21 protein-coding genes are annotated in these 12,925 nt (G+C 34.8%); 10 read left to right on the top strand and 11 right to left on the bottom strand.

Translation table 11 applies throughout. The annotated features are described in order from the left end of the window. Positions 1-113 precede the first annotated feature (113 nt). The 4 genes from K5S59_RS06080 (at position 114) to K5S59_RS06065 (ending at position 2,842) form a co-directional block, all read left to right on the top strand. A complete protein-coding gene (locus K5S59_RS06080) occupies positions 114-431 on the top strand; it encodes a PadR family transcriptional regulator (protein ID WP_000556083.1) in 318 nt (105 codons plus the stop codon). Between the two features lie 5 nt (positions 432-436). After that, positions 437-1,123: a DUF1129 domain-containing protein gene (locus K5S59_RS06075; RefSeq protein WP_001148040.1), complete on the top strand. Its 687-nt coding sequence runs from the start codon at positions 437-439 to the stop codon at positions 1,121-1,123. A gap of 7 nt (positions 1,124-1,130) precedes the next feature. Beyond that, positions 1,131-1,802, top strand: coding sequence for a DUF1048 domain-containing protein (locus K5S59_RS06070; RefSeq protein ID WP_097843931.1), 672 nt, complete (start codon positions 1,131-1,133; stop codon positions 1,800-1,802). A 200-nt stretch (positions 1,803-2,002) separates the two neighbouring features. Then, positions 2,003-2,842 (top strand): hypothetical protein, encoded by an 840-nt coding sequence (locus K5S59_RS06065; protein WP_120450864.1) that lies wholly within the window; start codon positions 2,003-2,005, stop codon positions 2,840-2,842. 28 nt (positions 2,843-2,870) lie between these two features. Here the strand turns inward: K5S59_RS06065 and K5S59_RS06060 are convergent, their stop codons facing one another. Further along, a complete protein-coding gene (locus tag K5S59_RS06060; RefSeq protein WP_120450865.1) occupies positions 2,871-3,707 on the bottom strand; it encodes a lipoate--protein ligase family protein in 837 nt (278 codons plus the stop codon). A 170-nt stretch (positions 3,708-3,877) separates the two neighbouring features. Between K5S59_RS06060 and K5S59_RS06055 the strand changes: the two genes are divergently transcribed. Next, positions 3,878-4,261 carry a rhodanese-like domain-containing protein gene (locus K5S59_RS06055; RefSeq protein WP_000108656.1) on the top strand — a complete coding sequence of 128 codons (384 nt, stop codon included), beginning with the start codon at positions 3,878-3,880 and terminating at the stop codon, positions 4,259-4,261. A gap of 39 nt (positions 4,262-4,300) precedes the next feature. On the opposite strand, the gene K5S59_RS06050 is transcribed toward K5S59_RS06055, so the two are convergent. Continuing rightward, positions 4,301-4,837, bottom strand: coding sequence for a DNA polymerase III subunit delta (locus tag K5S59_RS06050; RefSeq protein WP_120451110.1), 537 nt, complete (start codon positions 4,835-4,837; stop codon positions 4,301-4,303). Positions 4,838-5,181: 344 nt separating this feature from the next. Between K5S59_RS06050 and K5S59_RS06045 the strand changes: the two genes are divergently transcribed. From K5S59_RS06045 to K5S59_RS06025, 5 genes are all read left to right on the top strand, one after another. Beyond that, positions 5,182-6,159: a LacI family DNA-binding transcriptional regulator gene (locus K5S59_RS06045; RefSeq protein WP_120450866.1), complete on the top strand. Its 978-nt coding sequence runs from the start codon at positions 5,182-5,184 to the stop codon at positions 6,157-6,159. Between the two features lie 96 nt (positions 6,160-6,255). Beyond that, positions 6,256-6,837: a TetR/AcrR family transcriptional regulator gene (locus K5S59_RS06040; RefSeq protein WP_002073006.1), complete on the top strand. Its 582-nt coding sequence runs from the start codon at positions 6,256-6,258 to the stop codon at positions 6,835-6,837. A gap of 71 nt (positions 6,838-6,908) precedes the next feature. Next, positions 6,909-7,241 carry a DMT family transporter gene (locus tag K5S59_RS06035; RefSeq protein ID WP_000312339.1) on the top strand — a complete coding sequence of 111 codons (333 nt, stop codon included), beginning with the start codon at positions 6,909-6,911 and terminating at the stop codon, positions 7,239-7,241. Between the two features lies 1 nt (position 7,242). Then, positions 7,243-7,557 (top strand): DMT family transporter, encoded by a 315-nt coding sequence (locus tag K5S59_RS06030; RefSeq protein WP_000312377.1) that lies wholly within the window; start codon positions 7,243-7,245, stop codon positions 7,555-7,557. 15 nt (positions 7,558-7,572) lie between these two features. After that, positions 7,573-7,830 (top strand): DUF3975 family protein, encoded by a 258-nt coding sequence (locus K5S59_RS06025; RefSeq protein ID WP_000265394.1) that lies wholly within the window; start codon positions 7,573-7,575, stop codon positions 7,828-7,830. 16 nt (positions 7,831-7,846) lie between these two features. Here the strand turns inward: K5S59_RS06025 and K5S59_RS06020 are convergent, their stop codons facing one another. From K5S59_RS06020 to K5S59_RS05980, 9 genes are all read right to left on the bottom strand, one after another. Further along, positions 7,847-8,032 (bottom strand): hypothetical protein, encoded by a 186-nt coding sequence (locus tag K5S59_RS06020; protein WP_001042427.1) that lies wholly within the window; start codon positions 8,030-8,032, stop codon positions 7,847-7,849. 249 nt (positions 8,033-8,281) lie between these two features. Beyond that, on the bottom strand, positions 8,282-8,875 hold the full coding sequence (locus tag K5S59_RS06015; RefSeq protein ID WP_000811434.1) for an ABC-2 transporter permease: 594 nt from the start codon (positions 8,873-8,875) through the stop codon (positions 8,282-8,284). A 13-nt stretch (positions 8,876-8,888) separates the two neighbouring features. After that, entirely contained in the window at positions 8,889-9,512 is a 624-nt protein-coding gene (locus tag K5S59_RS06010) for an ABC-2 transporter permease (protein WP_000595369.1), read from the bottom strand. 31 nt (positions 9,513-9,543) lie between these two features. After that, positions 9,544-10,176, bottom strand: a complete 633-nt coding sequence (locus K5S59_RS06005; protein WP_001186542.1) for an ABC-2 transporter permease — start codon at positions 10,174-10,176, stop codon at positions 9,544-9,546. 14 nt (positions 10,177-10,190) lie between these two features. After that, the gene (locus K5S59_RS06000; protein ID WP_001249551.1) at positions 10,191-10,859 is read right to left on the bottom strand and encodes an ABC-2 transporter permease; all 669 of its coding nucleotides are present in this window, start codon (positions 10,857-10,859) and stop codon (positions 10,191-10,193) included. After that, positions 10,840-11,712 (bottom strand): ABC transporter ATP-binding protein, encoded by an 873-nt coding sequence (locus tag K5S59_RS05995; RefSeq protein ID WP_000891317.1) that lies wholly within the window; start codon positions 11,710-11,712, stop codon positions 10,840-10,842. Before K5S59_RS05995 ends, K5S59_RS06000 begins: the two co-directional genes overlap by 20 nt. Before the next feature lie 3 nt (positions 11,713-11,715). Then, entirely contained in the window at positions 11,716-12,090 is a 375-nt protein-coding gene (locus K5S59_RS05990; RefSeq protein ID WP_001021351.1) for a GntR family transcriptional regulator, read from the bottom strand. Positions 12,091-12,206: 116 nt separating this feature from the next. Then, the gene (locus K5S59_RS05985; protein WP_000535935.1) at positions 12,207-12,398 is read right to left on the bottom strand and encodes a hypothetical protein; all 192 of its coding nucleotides are present in this window, start codon (positions 12,396-12,398) and stop codon (positions 12,207-12,209) included. 70 nt (positions 12,399-12,468) lie between these two features. Next, positions 12,469-12,672 carry a DUF3929 family protein gene (locus K5S59_RS05980; protein WP_000639160.1) on the bottom strand — a complete coding sequence of 68 codons (204 nt, stop codon included), beginning with the start codon at positions 12,670-12,672 and terminating at the stop codon, positions 12,469-12,471. Positions 12,673-12,925: the final 253 nt, after the last annotated feature.

The raw sequence follows: 12,925 nt of genomic DNA, 5'->3' as shown, positions 1-12,925 counted from the left end.
ACACACATTAAAGTTTTCCACTTCAGTAACTTGCAAAGCAAGTTACTGAATGTTATAATTTGGATAACAGCTACCTTGCACAGCAAGTTACCTGAGTAAAAGGTGGTGAAATCATGCACAGCCAAATGTTAAAAGGTGTACTCGAAGGATGCATCCTATACATCATTTCACAAGAAGAAGTGTACGGATATGAACTGAGTACAAAATTAAATAAACACGGATTTACATTCGTAAGCGAAGGAAGCATCTATCCGTTATTGTTACGCATGCAAAAAGAAAAATTGATTGAAGGAACATTAAAAGCATCCTCACTCGGCCCAAAACGTAAATATTATCACGTAACCGATAAAGGATTAGAACAGCTTGAGGAATTTAAACAAAGCTGGGGAATGGTTTCAACTACGGTGAACAATTTATTACAAGGGGAGTGATAGGGATGCAGGCGAAAGATTTAATCGAACTAAATAACGAAAAGCGTAAATTATTAACTACAGAGAATGAAACCGCCTATAGTGACATGTTAATATACATTCGCTTAGCTAAAGTACCAGAATACCACGCGGAAGAACTGCTAATCGAAATTCTCGATCACCTTATTGAAGCACAACAAGAAGAAAAAAGTGCTTATGATATTTTTGGCGACGACTTACAGGCATACTGTGACGAACTAATTGCTGCCCTACCGAAACAAAGTTTATGGGAACAATTATCGATTCCTTTATTTATAACTAGTTACCTGTTAGCAATATATTTTGCTGTTTCTTCCGTAATTGCATTGGTATTTCCCTTGTTTTCAAATGAAGCACGTTTTAAATTTGTACACATTGATTTCATTTATCTGCTTGCATTTATCTTGTCCGTACATCTTATGATACGTTTTGTTTTCGATTTTATAAACACTGATTTATTTAAAAATAAAACAACTATTTGGAGGCATATTGGATGGTTCTTAATACGCCATAGCCTATGGATACTATTAATTGGCATTTCCTTTTTATTTATTAAACAGCCCTATACTACATTACAAATCTCACCTTGGATCGGCGCTTTACTAGCTATCTCTTGCTATACACTATACAAAATCTTCTTCAAAAAAGAATATTTAGCCTTTCAAAAGGAGTGACGATATGATGACTGAAAAAGAAATGGTTAAGTTGAACAATGAAAAAAGAAAGTTATTAACACCTGAAAATGAAGCTGCTTATGGTGATATGTTAGTATATCTTCGAATATCAAACGTACCCGAGCAACAAATGGAGGAACTGTTACTAGAAATATTAGATCATCTCATCGAAGCACAAGCCGAAAATAAAAATGCTTATGACATCTTTGGAGATGATTTACAATCTTATTGCGATGAACTTATATCAGCTTTACCAACCCAAACAAAGTTAGAAAAAACTTCTCTAATCGGTTTTGCTATTAGTTTACTTCTTGCTATACAGTTTGGAATCGATGCAATTGTTTCATTTTTCATTTTAACTTTTGGAAAGAATACGGAACACTTCACTCCAGCTTTTAGTGTCCCTGGAACTATTTTGTCTGTTTCACTCATTATTCTAGGAATACTGCTTATTTTGTATTTTTTAAAGCGTTACTCTTTTGATCAAAAAACGACTTGGAAAAGAAGAATTCTATTTGGATTTACGTTCGCTACTCCATTTTGCGCATCTGTATTTTTACATGTTTATTTTAAAAAACAACCTTATCTCATTTATCATTTAACATTTTGGCAAAACGCCTTAATCGCTATCTTATTTTTTGTTTTATATAAATTACTATATAAAAAATCAAATTTTTAACAGTCTTTCAAAAGGCTGTTTTTCTTCTGTCTAATTTTACAAATTGAAAAATTTCATAAAGAAAATAAGAAAAATGCAAAATAATTAAAGTTAATTGTTGACGTGATGCTTTTATTATCGGTATCATAAATCTTCGTGAGCAATTATTTTTCGTTATACGATTTTTTTATTATTACTGAATTTTTGAGAGGAGAAATTAGATGTCAGTTAAGAAGAAAACGCAAGTACGCACCGGCAAAATGGTACGTGAACTAATGTTAGCAGACGAAGATGTAAATGCTTCGCTAATTATGGTATATAGTGAAAACGGTGTAAACGCAGAAATTAAAATCGAGGGCTTAACGCCGAAATGTAACGAAGAATTATTTTTGAGCGGAAACGTGGATTGGAACAAGAGTGTTATTTATAAAATTGTTGATTTCACTGGGAACGCTGAAGTTGGTAAAGTTACATTAACAGCGATGAACAAAAACAATGTTTCTCTAGAAGTTGAACGCGTTATGTGGAGCAAAGAGAATAAAGAAGCTGCTGAGCAAGAAGAAACTGTTGTAGAATCTACTCCGAAAAAAGAAGTAGTTGTAGAAGCTCCAAAAGCAGTTACACCGGCTCCAAAACCTGTTACGCGAGTAGAAACACCTGCAGCACCTAAACCTACTCCGGTACCAACGCCGAAGCCAGTAAGTGTAGAAGCTGCTGTGGAATTATCTACTCCAGCACCTGTGAAAAAGGCAGCACCTACTCCAGTTACAAAGCAAGAGACAGCACCGGTCGCGCCTGCAAAACCGAAGCAACCTGCTTTGACTGAAACAAATACAAAACTACAAGAAAATTATGTGAAACTCGTGAAAAAGACAATTGAAGTTTGTCAAGATTACGAGCTTGGCATCGACATAGATGATTCTATTGAAGGATTAAAAAAAGAACTACAAAGCCAAGGTATTAGCGTTACATTTGACAAAGAAATTATGGACGTTGTAAATCGCCTTCGTTCTTTACAAGATAAAGGAATCAAAGTAGAAAAAGTACTTAATTTACTATAAAAAAATAAGAGGTGGCAATTGCCGCCTCTTATTTTTTATAGTTCCATTCCTTACTTTCATACTTCTCTTTTGCTAATGTTTGCACTTCATGTAATTGTTCTTCTGTTAATTCATACGGAACAAGTTCTACATCTAATCCTTTTTCAAACCCAAACTCAAACGCTTTAATTAACTGATCGATTGTAAACGTACGGTCTGTTAATTCATTAATTGCTACTGCTTTAGAAGAGAACATACTCTTCATACGCTCTTTTACACGTTCATTCGGGAATAAAAACAGGTCATATAACTCATCTAAATCTATTTCTAACGGAATCGATCCGTGCTGTAAAATTACACCTTTTTGACGTGTTTGAGCACTACCTGCGATTTTTCTTCCTTCTACTACAATTTCATACCAAGATGGCGCATCAAAACATACGCCTGAACGTGGATTTTTTAAATTTTCACGGTCTGCTTCTGTTTTTGGAACTGCATAATAAGCTTCTAATCCTAATGCTTTAAAACCGTCTAGTAAACCTTGCGAAATAATACGATACGCTTCTGTAACTGTTTTTGGCATATTTGGATGATCTTCAGACACAATAACACTGTACGTTAATTCTTTATCATGTAGCACACCCCTGCCGCCTGTTTGACGACGAACGAATCCGTATTTCTTTTCGTTAACTACATCCATATTAATATCTTTTTCAACACGCTGGAAATACCCAACTGTTAATGTTGGTACTTCCCATTCATAAAAACGAATGGTTGGTGGCATTTTCTTTTCACTTTGCCAATTTAATAAACATTCATCTAACGCCATATTAAATGCCGGTGAACATTGACCAGAGTTAATATAACACCATTTTTCTTTTCCCATCCTGCACCTCATATAACCAATTATTTTTCACATTCTCTAGTCTACCAAATTCGACAAAATTTGTGAAAGAATACGAAATTTCTTCTTATATGCAAATGAATCTGTTGCATAAATACATACGGGCATTATAATATTGAAAGTAGGATAAGAAAAAAGGGAGCGATAGAACCGTGTCAACAACTTGGATTATTTTATTAGCCGTAATCGTAGCGTTCATCGGCTACACTGTATGGATGTATTTCTATCAGAGAAAATTAATTAAAACACTTTCAGAAGAAGAGTTTCGCGCTGGCTACCGTAAAGCACAGCTTATCGATATTCGCGAAGCAGACGAATATACTGCAGGGCATATTTTAGGCGCACGTAACATTCCGTTATCACAAATTCGCCTTCGTCATAAAGAACTTCGTAAAGATCAACCAGTTTACTTATACTGCCAAAGCGGATTCCGTACTGGTCGTGCGGCTCAATACTTAAAGAAACAAGGCTACAAAGATTTCTACCAATTACAAGGTGGATTCAAAACGTGGACTGGAAAAATTAAAAAGAAATAATAACATACAAAAACTAGCTGAATGATTCAGCTAGTTTTTTCATTCCATATTATTCGCAATGTATAATAAATTTTGTTTAATCACATCTTTGTCATTCTCTTGTGCATTCCGGTACAGCAGCTGATATTCAAGTCCTTTCTCTTTCCAGATAAGCGTAGCAAATTCATCCCCTCGCTCGGAATCATCCTTATTTTTAAAATAAGCGAGTGCCCCATTATTCAATTTCATTTGTTCTTGAAATCGCTTCTCTTCCACGACATCTGGAAAACTATAAGGAAAGTTTGCAATATTTAACTCAATATACTCATTTCTCCCCGGCTCCCGCTGTTTATATTTAATCATGACAACAGCCTTCTTCTTTCCAATCGTTCTGACTTCCCCCTTCACATCACTCGTAATGTCATACGGTAAAAACGACGGAACTTTAAATTTCACTGGAAAATATTTTGGAAGCTCCTTCAGCGGAATTGGATCCGTAACACGATCCATAGTTCCTCCTGTTGTTCCCACAAAGTGTTTTTCTTCTTGCATCGTTTGCTGAAACGAACACGAACTAAGCACTAGACTAGAAAACACGAAACAAATAATTCTTTTTTTCAATTTGTTTCCGCCCTTTCTTACCGCTCTCTTTATGAATAAAGCGTTAATGCCCGACTCATTAAAGTTTCACTTTATATGCTATTCATATTCGCTTCATTAACAAACTCCCCTTTGAAAACTTTCCACGTTATTCTCACACATTTTGACAAAAACTCTTTTATAGACGCAAAAAAAGACCCCCATCATTCTCACGCCCAAATAAAAAGGTTACGCGCATAACAGAAGTCATGTTTATAACATAGTTTGTGAAAAGCTTTTCAGGTCAAGATTTTTTCATTCTTATTATTTTCCCTTTATAATAAGTGGAAGAGGTGATACATATGGCCAATATAAAACAAATTGCAAAAACTGCTGGTGTATCCATATCAACTGTTTCCCGCGTTCTTAATAATCACCCTTACGTAAAAGAAGAAAAGCGTAAGCGTGTTCTAGATGCTGTTGAAGAATTGAACTATGCAAAGAATATAAATGCTATTCATTTAATAAAGGGAAAAACATATACGATCGGTGTTATGCTTCCTTTCATTAACCTTCCATACTTCAGTACCATTATTGAAGGAATCGGAAACGAAGCGTTGGCAGCTGGATATCACATTAATTTATGTCAAACAAATTACGATAGTATTGAAGAAATTCGTGTTCTTGAAATGATGAAAATGAAACAATTCGACGGGATGATTATTTGCTCTCGAACGAGTTCTTGGGAACAAATTGAACCTTTCGCCAAATTTGCACCTATTATTTCATGCGAAAAAATGAACCACTCCCTCATTTCATCTATCTATGTAGATCATTACGAAGGCTTCCGTCTCGGTACTGCCTATTTACTTAGTAAAGGCCATGAGAAAATCGGAATCTGTTTAGCAAGAAAAACGAGTGCAAATTCTATAGAGCGTGAAAAAGCATTCGCAGATACACTTCGTAACGCAGGTAAAACGGCACATCCTGATTGGATTTTTCATCAATGCTATACCATGCAAGACGGTGCACAAATACTCCATCGTATTTTAAACATGAAAAATCGTCCATCCGCTATTTTTACAGCGAACGATCAAGTTGCAGCTGGTTTATTAACAGAGGCGCGAAAACATGGCATTCGAGTCCCTAAAGACCTTGCAATCCTTGGATTTGATAATCATGAAATTTCAAAGGCGTTAGAAATTTCAACTATTGAGCATCCTGGTCTCGCAATGGGCTCACATGCTTTTTCTTTATTCCATAAACAAATCCAGAGCGAGCAAATTATCGGGAACGCAAAAGAGCTTTCATTCCATTTAATTGAGCGAGATACTGTCTAAAAAGAGCGTTACCTATTGCGCTCTTTTTCAGCTCTTCCCCTATTGACTTTATATTTTCCATCTCATATAATAAACCTAACGAACGGTAGGTAGGGGATGAAAATGACAGCAAACCGCATTAAAGCTGTAGCACTTTCTCATTTCGCACGCTACGGCTACGAAGGAACTTCATTAGCAAATATTGCTCAAGAAGTTGGGATTAAAAAACCATCCATTTACGCACACTTTAAAGGAAAAGAAGAGCTATATTTTATATGCTTAGAATCCGCTCTTCAAAAAGATTTACAGAGCTTCACAGACGATATCGAAAATTTTTCAAATTCGTCTACTGAAGAATCGCTCTTACAGTTACTAAAGGGCTACGCAAAACGATTTGGTGAAAGCGAAGAATCAATGTTTTGGTTACGAACTTCTTATTTTCCGCCCGATGCATTTCGCGAACAAATTATCGAAAAAGCGAATACACACATTGAGAACGTCGGAAAACTTTTATTCCCTATATTTAAACGGGCAAACGAGCAAAGTGAACTGCATAACATTGAAGTAGAAGACGCTCTAGAAGCTTTTCTATGCTTACTAGACGGACTTATGGTTGAGCTACTATTTGCGGGTTTAAATCGCTTTGAGACTCGTTTAAACGCCTCTTGGCAAGTATTTTGGCGAGGCCTTTCAAACTGACGGATTGCTACTTTGCAATGCGTCGTTTTTAAGCCCTTTACCTAACGACTGGTAGGAAGGAGAAATGACATATGGCATGGATTTATGTAATCATAGCTGGTATTATTGAAATCTTTTGGGTCATTGGACTTAAAAAAGCGGAGGCACCACTTGAATGGGCTGGTGTTGCGTTATTAATTACAATTAGTTTCGTTTTATTATTTAGAGCTTATAAAGATTTACCTGTCGGCACTGTATACGCCGTCTTTACAGGAATCGGAGCTGGTGGGATTGTTCTGACAGAGATTTTCATCTTCGGAGAACCTTTCTCTATTGTAAAGGTTTTATTAATCGGCTTAATCTTCTTCGGTGTAATTGGTTTAAAACGAGTAACAGAAGAAAAAGAAGCGAAGGAGGCCGCATAAAATGGCTTGGTTATTTTTAATTCTAGCTGGTATTTGTGAAATTATTGGTGTACTCTTTATGAAAGTAGCCACTGAAAAGAAAGGCTGGGCACCAAAAGTTATTTTAATCGCTAACTTCGGCGTAAGCTTCTTCTTCTTATCTCTTGCGATGGATACATTACCGATGGGAACTGCTTACGCGATTTGGACTGGAATCGGAACTGCCGGAAGTGCACTTCTAGGTATTCTCATTTTCCGTGAATCAGCGGATTGGCGTCGTCTTGCCTTCTTAAGCTGCATTCTATGCGGCGCTGTTGGCTTAAAACTATTAAGCTAACGTGAGGTGAATGTCATGTGGAAAGAAAAAGGAAAACAAATGCTAGCATGGATTACACTCGGGATCGTCATTCTACTACAAATCAGTTTTCATATAATAGAATGGTTGTTTCATAGAGTCGTATCCATTCTTACATTTCTTCCTAACATGGCACTTGAAATTGCATCTATTGTTTGGTCAGTTATTGCCTCCATTACAATCGTCATTATATGGAGTATCGCCAAACTGTGGAATACATTATTTAAAAAGGACAGTACTTCTGAAAAAGAGTAACTGTCCTTTTTAATATTCATTCAGACTTTCTGTAGAAGTTTGATGCGATAAGACAAAGAAGACCAACTATGACAACACTTATACCAATTCCTTTATGCAAATTAGGAAATGGTGATGGTATATCTGAATAAAAATTTGCTAAAATGAGACCGATTGAAAATAAAAATATCCCTATTCTATATAACCATTTTCTTTTGTTCATCATTCTCCCCCTAACATTTTTCATACACTCCTTTCTTTTGGACATACTACCTAAAAAAGGAGTGGATATTATGCAAAATTCTATACATAAGCAGATCCTATTTTTATTTTTCCTCTTTCTCATTCTCGTTATCGTTTTCAGCTTTATATTACATACTCCAAAAGATGTTGTACCAAACAGCCTCTCTGTTTATAAACTCTTACTTTCATATTGTCGTTATTGAAGAAGGTGCCTTATATAAGGCACCTTTTAAAATTCTCTCTTCTCATACAATTTCACTGAAACGAAGATAGATACTATGAACATGCATATTGAACTAACGAATAACATGCTGTTATATAATTGAATTTGTTCCATGCTGATTTCAAAGAACATGGTACCAATTGCTGTCGGTGCTATTAGTATGAAAAGCGTAATAAAAGAAGCTTTTTTATACCCAAACCAAAACAATATCGGTAATACAATGCTTAAATATATAAAAACAAAGCCAGAAATCGTAATTACTGTTGTCGTTATAAATTCAAAAGTTCCATCTTCAAATCGATTGATCACTACAGGACTAGACACTATCATACTTATAATAAAAATAATAAGTGCCATTATGTATTTAGCTAACACAATTTGCTTTTTCGCTAGCGGTAAACTATTTACTATTACTTCACTATTATATTTTTTATCGTCATTGAATGTTTTTAAAATTGCTATTACTGGAATTATAGCTGACATAATTATGTAAAAACTTTTAATATCCATTAATGTCATATACAAGAAAAGAGGATAGATTAAGTGCCATATTAAATACTTCCATTGCATGATAAAGTCTTTTATTATAAGTTGCTTCACAATCGCTCCCTCCTTATAAATCACGCTCATTGTACAAATGAATTGAGAAAAACATGGACATAACATATAAAAGAAGCAGCCCTGCTATAAAACAACTATTTACAACAAGACTCGTGCTCCAGGGATTCTCTATATCTAACCACACTTTACTTACAATCAGTCCACTTAAATACCCAAATGCAATTCCGATGAAGGGTGCAATTTGTTTTGCACTGCTATATCCCACTGAAAATTCAATTGGAAGTACGATTATGCTACAAACCAATCCTCCCGTTATTCCGCCAAGAACAGCTCCCCACAGCATAAGTCCAGTTATATATTCATTTTGTAACTGAATCAAGCCAATCACTAGCGAGAAACCTCCACCTAGAGCAACTAAAATACTTACAAATATGTATTTCCCTATGACAATATCTTTCCGCTCAAACGGTAAACTATTTACTATTATTTCACTTGTATTTTTCCCTTCATAACTCATTGACAGTACCATACCAAGAAAAGGTATAGATACGCTAATCGTCATAAGGAAACTATCACTACGAAAATCAACAATAGCAAGGAAAAACAAACATATAAGATAAACAAATCCTAACTTTCTTTGCAACATCATATCTTTTAAGACTAATTGCTTGATCATATTTTACCCTCCTAATATGAAAATGCCCCTTCTATAACTCTGCCTCCTGAAACATTTTCATTGAGAGCAACATTGATATGACTATACTTACTAACACTCCGATACCAAGAATACTCATTGCTAGTGTAGCCTCTTGAGAGTGGAGTACTTTTAACATGATTATTTCATCACCAAAAATATTGCACATAAGGCCAATCATACTCATTAAAGGAAAAATCATAATCACATTCAAAACAGTAATAGCTTTATATCCCCCAATGTAATTAGTAGGTATCGTTACTACACAATAAATCAAGGTTGCTACTATTGCTGAAAATATTGCATATCCAGGAATAACTATATCTCTGTTCAACAAAATATTTCCTAATATTACGACTATAGAGGTTATACTCAAACCGACTATAATAAATAATGTGGTTGAAATATATTTAGCTATAACTATCTCTTTTCTCATTATAGGCAAACTCACTAATACTTTTTCTGTTTTACTTTTCTCCTCATGATAAAAAGAAATATAAATAATTGTACTACATGTTATAAATAATCCTATTGCAATCCCCATTGGTTGAACGGAGTCCCTAAAAATAGATAACATAGGTATTAAAAAATAGAAAGGAAATATCTTCTTCTGTAAGAAAAACTCCTTCAAAATCAACTGTTGCATATGAATTCTCCTCTCTATAAATCACGTGCTTCATAAATTTTAATTGTAAGAAACATAGAAGCGATATAAATACTGACTAATGCAATGAATCCAACTATAAATACACCAATATGCAGAGGATTCATAATCCACTCAAGGAATGGAGGTGTTGTTTCATTCAGCCCATCACTAATAAATATCCAAAGTATCCCCCCCACTCCTATTGATGCTGCTGATACTAGACTTCTTACTACCTTCGACTTTGTACCATAATAACTAGGGAAAAAGGTGACGACCAAAAATACGGCGTAAACAACCCCATTTATTACTTCATGCCACGGAATTTCAATGTATAGATTAGGATGATATGCACCGATATCAACCAGAACAGCAATACCTCTTATAAGGAAAATAAACAACATAGTAGAGAACATACCACCTACAATAAATATTGCACTGGAAATATATCTAGCAATTATGATGTTTTTTCTACTTAACGGTAAACTATTCATAACAATGTCACTGGTATTCCGTTCATCAATTACAATCAACATCGTAATTGATGAAAGCGTTACAAATAAACAACTCATAGGAAACAGCATTCCATCACCGTTTTCAAATAAAAAGAATATAAAGGGTATAGTAAGATACACTGGCCATATCCCTCGAAAAAAGAACAAATCTTTATATACGAGCTGACGCATAGGCACCTCTCCCTTTCGCGGTGTAAACGATGATATCATCTAATGTAGGCTGTTCTATTACAACCTCATTTCCAAACCAATCGATAATGGCTTGTTTATCCTTCGCTAAACCTTCGAAACCAAACTTGTTTTTTCGTAATCCAACAAATAGCTCTTTTCCTTCTCGGTCTAATAAATCATTATTTCCCTTTACGATTACGTAGTTCTCCATTAAATCGTCTTTTTCACCAGTAAATATAATTTCTCCATCGTTGATAAACGTAATATAATCTGCGATGCGCTCTAAGTCTGTTGTAATGTGCGTTGAGAATAATACAGATACTTCATCTTCCATTACAATTTCTTGCAACATATCAAGTAATTCACTTCGGACAACTGGATCTAATCCTGCTGTCGGTTCATCCATAATAATAAACTTCGCGTGGTGCGAAAGTGCGATGGCAATCGCAAATTTCATTTTCATCCCTTTTGATAGTTCTTTAATTTTTTTATACTTCGGAACTTGCAATCTATGCATATACGATTGATACTGCTCTTCGTCCCACTTTTTATATAACGGTGCAATAATACGCTTCATTTGTTCACACGTTAAATCTTCGTAATAATGATTTTCATCATATACAAAACCGATATTTTGTTTTATTTCCTTTTCGGCTTTCTTATTGTCCTTGCCAAAAATTTTTATATCGCCGCTATCTTTTCGAATTAAATTCATAATCATTTTGATCGTCGTACTTTTCCCTGCTCCATTCGGTCCGACAAATCCCATAATATATCCGCGTGGTAATGTAAAACTTATATTTTTCACTGCAAAATCTTGATAACTTTTACAAACATTTTTTAGCTCTAACATCTCTTATTCCCCCTCATATAAACACGCAATCATCTGCTGTAAATCTTCAAGTGAAAGCTGCAACGCTTTACTTTCATTCACAATCTCTTCCGCTTTACTTTCCAATAGACGTAGCCGCTGTTCTTTTAGCAGTTCATTATTTTTACGTGAAACATAAGTCCCCTTCCCAGCAACAGTTTCTATATATCCTTCTTTTTCAAGCTCCTCGTACGCACGCTTCGTCGTAATTACACTAATTTGTAATTCCTTCGCTAAGCTACGAATAGACGGTAATTGGTCTCCACCTTTTAAACCACCATTTAAAATAAGCTGGCTTAATTGTTTTCTTATTTGTACATAAATAGGGTCTTGGGAAGAATTCGAAATAATAATATTCATGTTTTCCTCCAGTGTGTATATACTGTGTATACCTTATATATACAGTATATACACACCAGCCTATTTTTGGCAAGAAAAAAAGACCAACATTTTCCTGTTGGTCTTTCGTATATGTATCACTTTTCAAAGCGATCTAACATCTCATCTCTCATTCCGAAACTCACTACCGCAATTCCTACATACATAAACAGAAGGAACGCAGGATGAACTGTGTTGTACCAAGTGCTATCAACAATTAAATAAATCGTTAATGCGACAACAAGAACAAACGCTAAGATAAACATATAAAAGTGTCTTGTGCTACCCATGATAAACTCCTCTCTTCTCACTTCACCATTCAACAGTATATTTTATCGAATAATTCGATATGACTCAAGGTTAACTTTCTGTTATGTAATCAAGTTCCACCTTTACAATGTCCTCACATGCTATTGAAATGATCGTTCCTTGCTTATCAATTGCCGTCACTTCTCTATTATCCATTACACGATGCGCTACTCTTTCTAGCACTTTTCCTTGGTCTCGATAACAAAATTCTTTTACATCTTTAATCGTTTTTCCGTTTTCTAAATGGTATATCATTCTATAACACCGATATCCCACATTTTCACCCCCAGCTTGCTCGTTTTTTCACATATACATAAAAATGAGTCATTCCTATCTCATTACATCTTCTTAATTTCAATAAAATTCTAACAAAAATAAATACTTTTATCAAACCGACTTTTTCAACAAAATCACCTATGAAACTGCTTCTTTACGCCATTATGAAACAAAAAATATAAAATAGTAACATTTTCTTCACCACTTCTGCATAAAGTGAAACTTTAATCAG

Origin of the sequence: Bacillus sp. BML-BC051, from assembly GCF_019656175.1 — a bacterium.
Lineage (GTDB): Bacteria > Bacillota > Bacilli > Bacillales > Bacillaceae_G > Bacillus_A > Bacillus_A mobilis.
The sequence above is the reverse complement of the archived record's forward strand: the minus strand, read 5'-3'. Positions and strand labels throughout refer to the sequence as shown.

What these genes read in the sequence shown, in the direction of transcription:
- K5S59_RS06080 (WP_000556083.1), top strand. Translation starts at nt 114, where the DNA reads ATGCACAGCCAAATGTTAAAAGGTGTACTCGAAGGATGCATCCTATAC.
- K5S59_RS06075 (WP_001148040.1), top strand. Translation starts at nt 437, where the DNA reads ATGCAGGCGAAAGATTTAATCGAACTAAATAACGAAAAGCGTAAATTA.
- K5S59_RS06010 (WP_000595369.1), bottom strand. Translation starts at nt 9,512, where the DNA reads ATGATCAAGCAATTAGTCTTAAAAGATATGATGTTGCAAAGAAAGTTA.
- K5S59_RS06030 (WP_000312377.1), top strand. Translation starts at nt 7,243, where the DNA reads ATGGCTTGGTTATTTTTAATTCTAGCTGGTATTTGTGAAATTATTGGT.
- K5S59_RS06065 (WP_120450864.1), top strand. Translation starts at nt 2,003, where the DNA reads ATGTCAGTTAAGAAGAAAACGCAAGTACGCACCGGCAAAATGGTACGT.
- K5S59_RS06025 (WP_000265394.1), top strand. Translation starts at nt 7,573, where the DNA reads ATGTGGAAAGAAAAAGGAAAACAAATGCTAGCATGGATTACACTCGGG.
- K5S59_RS05980 (WP_000639160.1), bottom strand. Translation starts at nt 12,672, where the DNA reads ATGATATACCATTTAGAAAACGGAAAAACGATTAAAGATGTAAAAGAA.
- K5S59_RS06035 (WP_000312339.1), top strand. Translation starts at nt 6,909, where the DNA reads ATGGCATGGATTTATGTAATCATAGCTGGTATTATTGAAATCTTTTGG.
- K5S59_RS05985 (WP_000535935.1), bottom strand. Translation starts at nt 12,398, where the DNA reads ATGGGTAGCACAAGACACTTTTATATGTTTATCTTAGCGTTTGTTCTT.
- K5S59_RS05990 (WP_001021351.1), bottom strand. Translation starts at nt 12,090, where the DNA reads ATGAATATTATTATTTCGAATTCTTCCCAAGACCCTATTTATGTACAA.
- K5S59_RS06045 (WP_120450866.1), top strand. Translation starts at nt 5,182, where the DNA reads ATGGCCAATATAAAACAAATTGCAAAAACTGCTGGTGTATCCATATCA.
- K5S59_RS06070 (WP_097843931.1), top strand. Translation starts at nt 1,131, where the DNA reads ATGACTGAAAAAGAAATGGTTAAGTTGAACAATGAAAAAAGAAAGTTA.
- K5S59_RS06040 (WP_002073006.1), top strand. Translation starts at nt 6,256, where the DNA reads ATGAAAATGACAGCAAACCGCATTAAAGCTGTAGCACTTTCTCATTTC.
- K5S59_RS06060 (WP_120450865.1), bottom strand. Translation starts at nt 3,707, where the DNA reads ATGGGAAAAGAAAAATGGTGTTATATTAACTCTGGTCAATGTTCACCG.
- K5S59_RS06020 (WP_001042427.1), bottom strand. Translation starts at nt 8,032, where the DNA reads ATGAACAAAAGAAAATGGTTATATAGAATAGGGATATTTTTATTTTCA.
- K5S59_RS05995 (WP_000891317.1), bottom strand. Translation starts at nt 11,712, where the DNA reads ATGTTAGAGCTAAAAAATGTTTGTAAAAGTTATCAAGATTTTGCAGTG.
- K5S59_RS06005 (WP_001186542.1), bottom strand. Translation starts at nt 10,176, where the DNA reads ATGCAACAGTTGATTTTGAAGGAGTTTTTCTTACAGAAGAAGATATTT.
- K5S59_RS06000 (WP_001249551.1), bottom strand. Translation starts at nt 10,859, where the DNA reads ATGCGTCAGCTCGTATATAAAGATTTGTTCTTTTTTCGAGGGATATGG.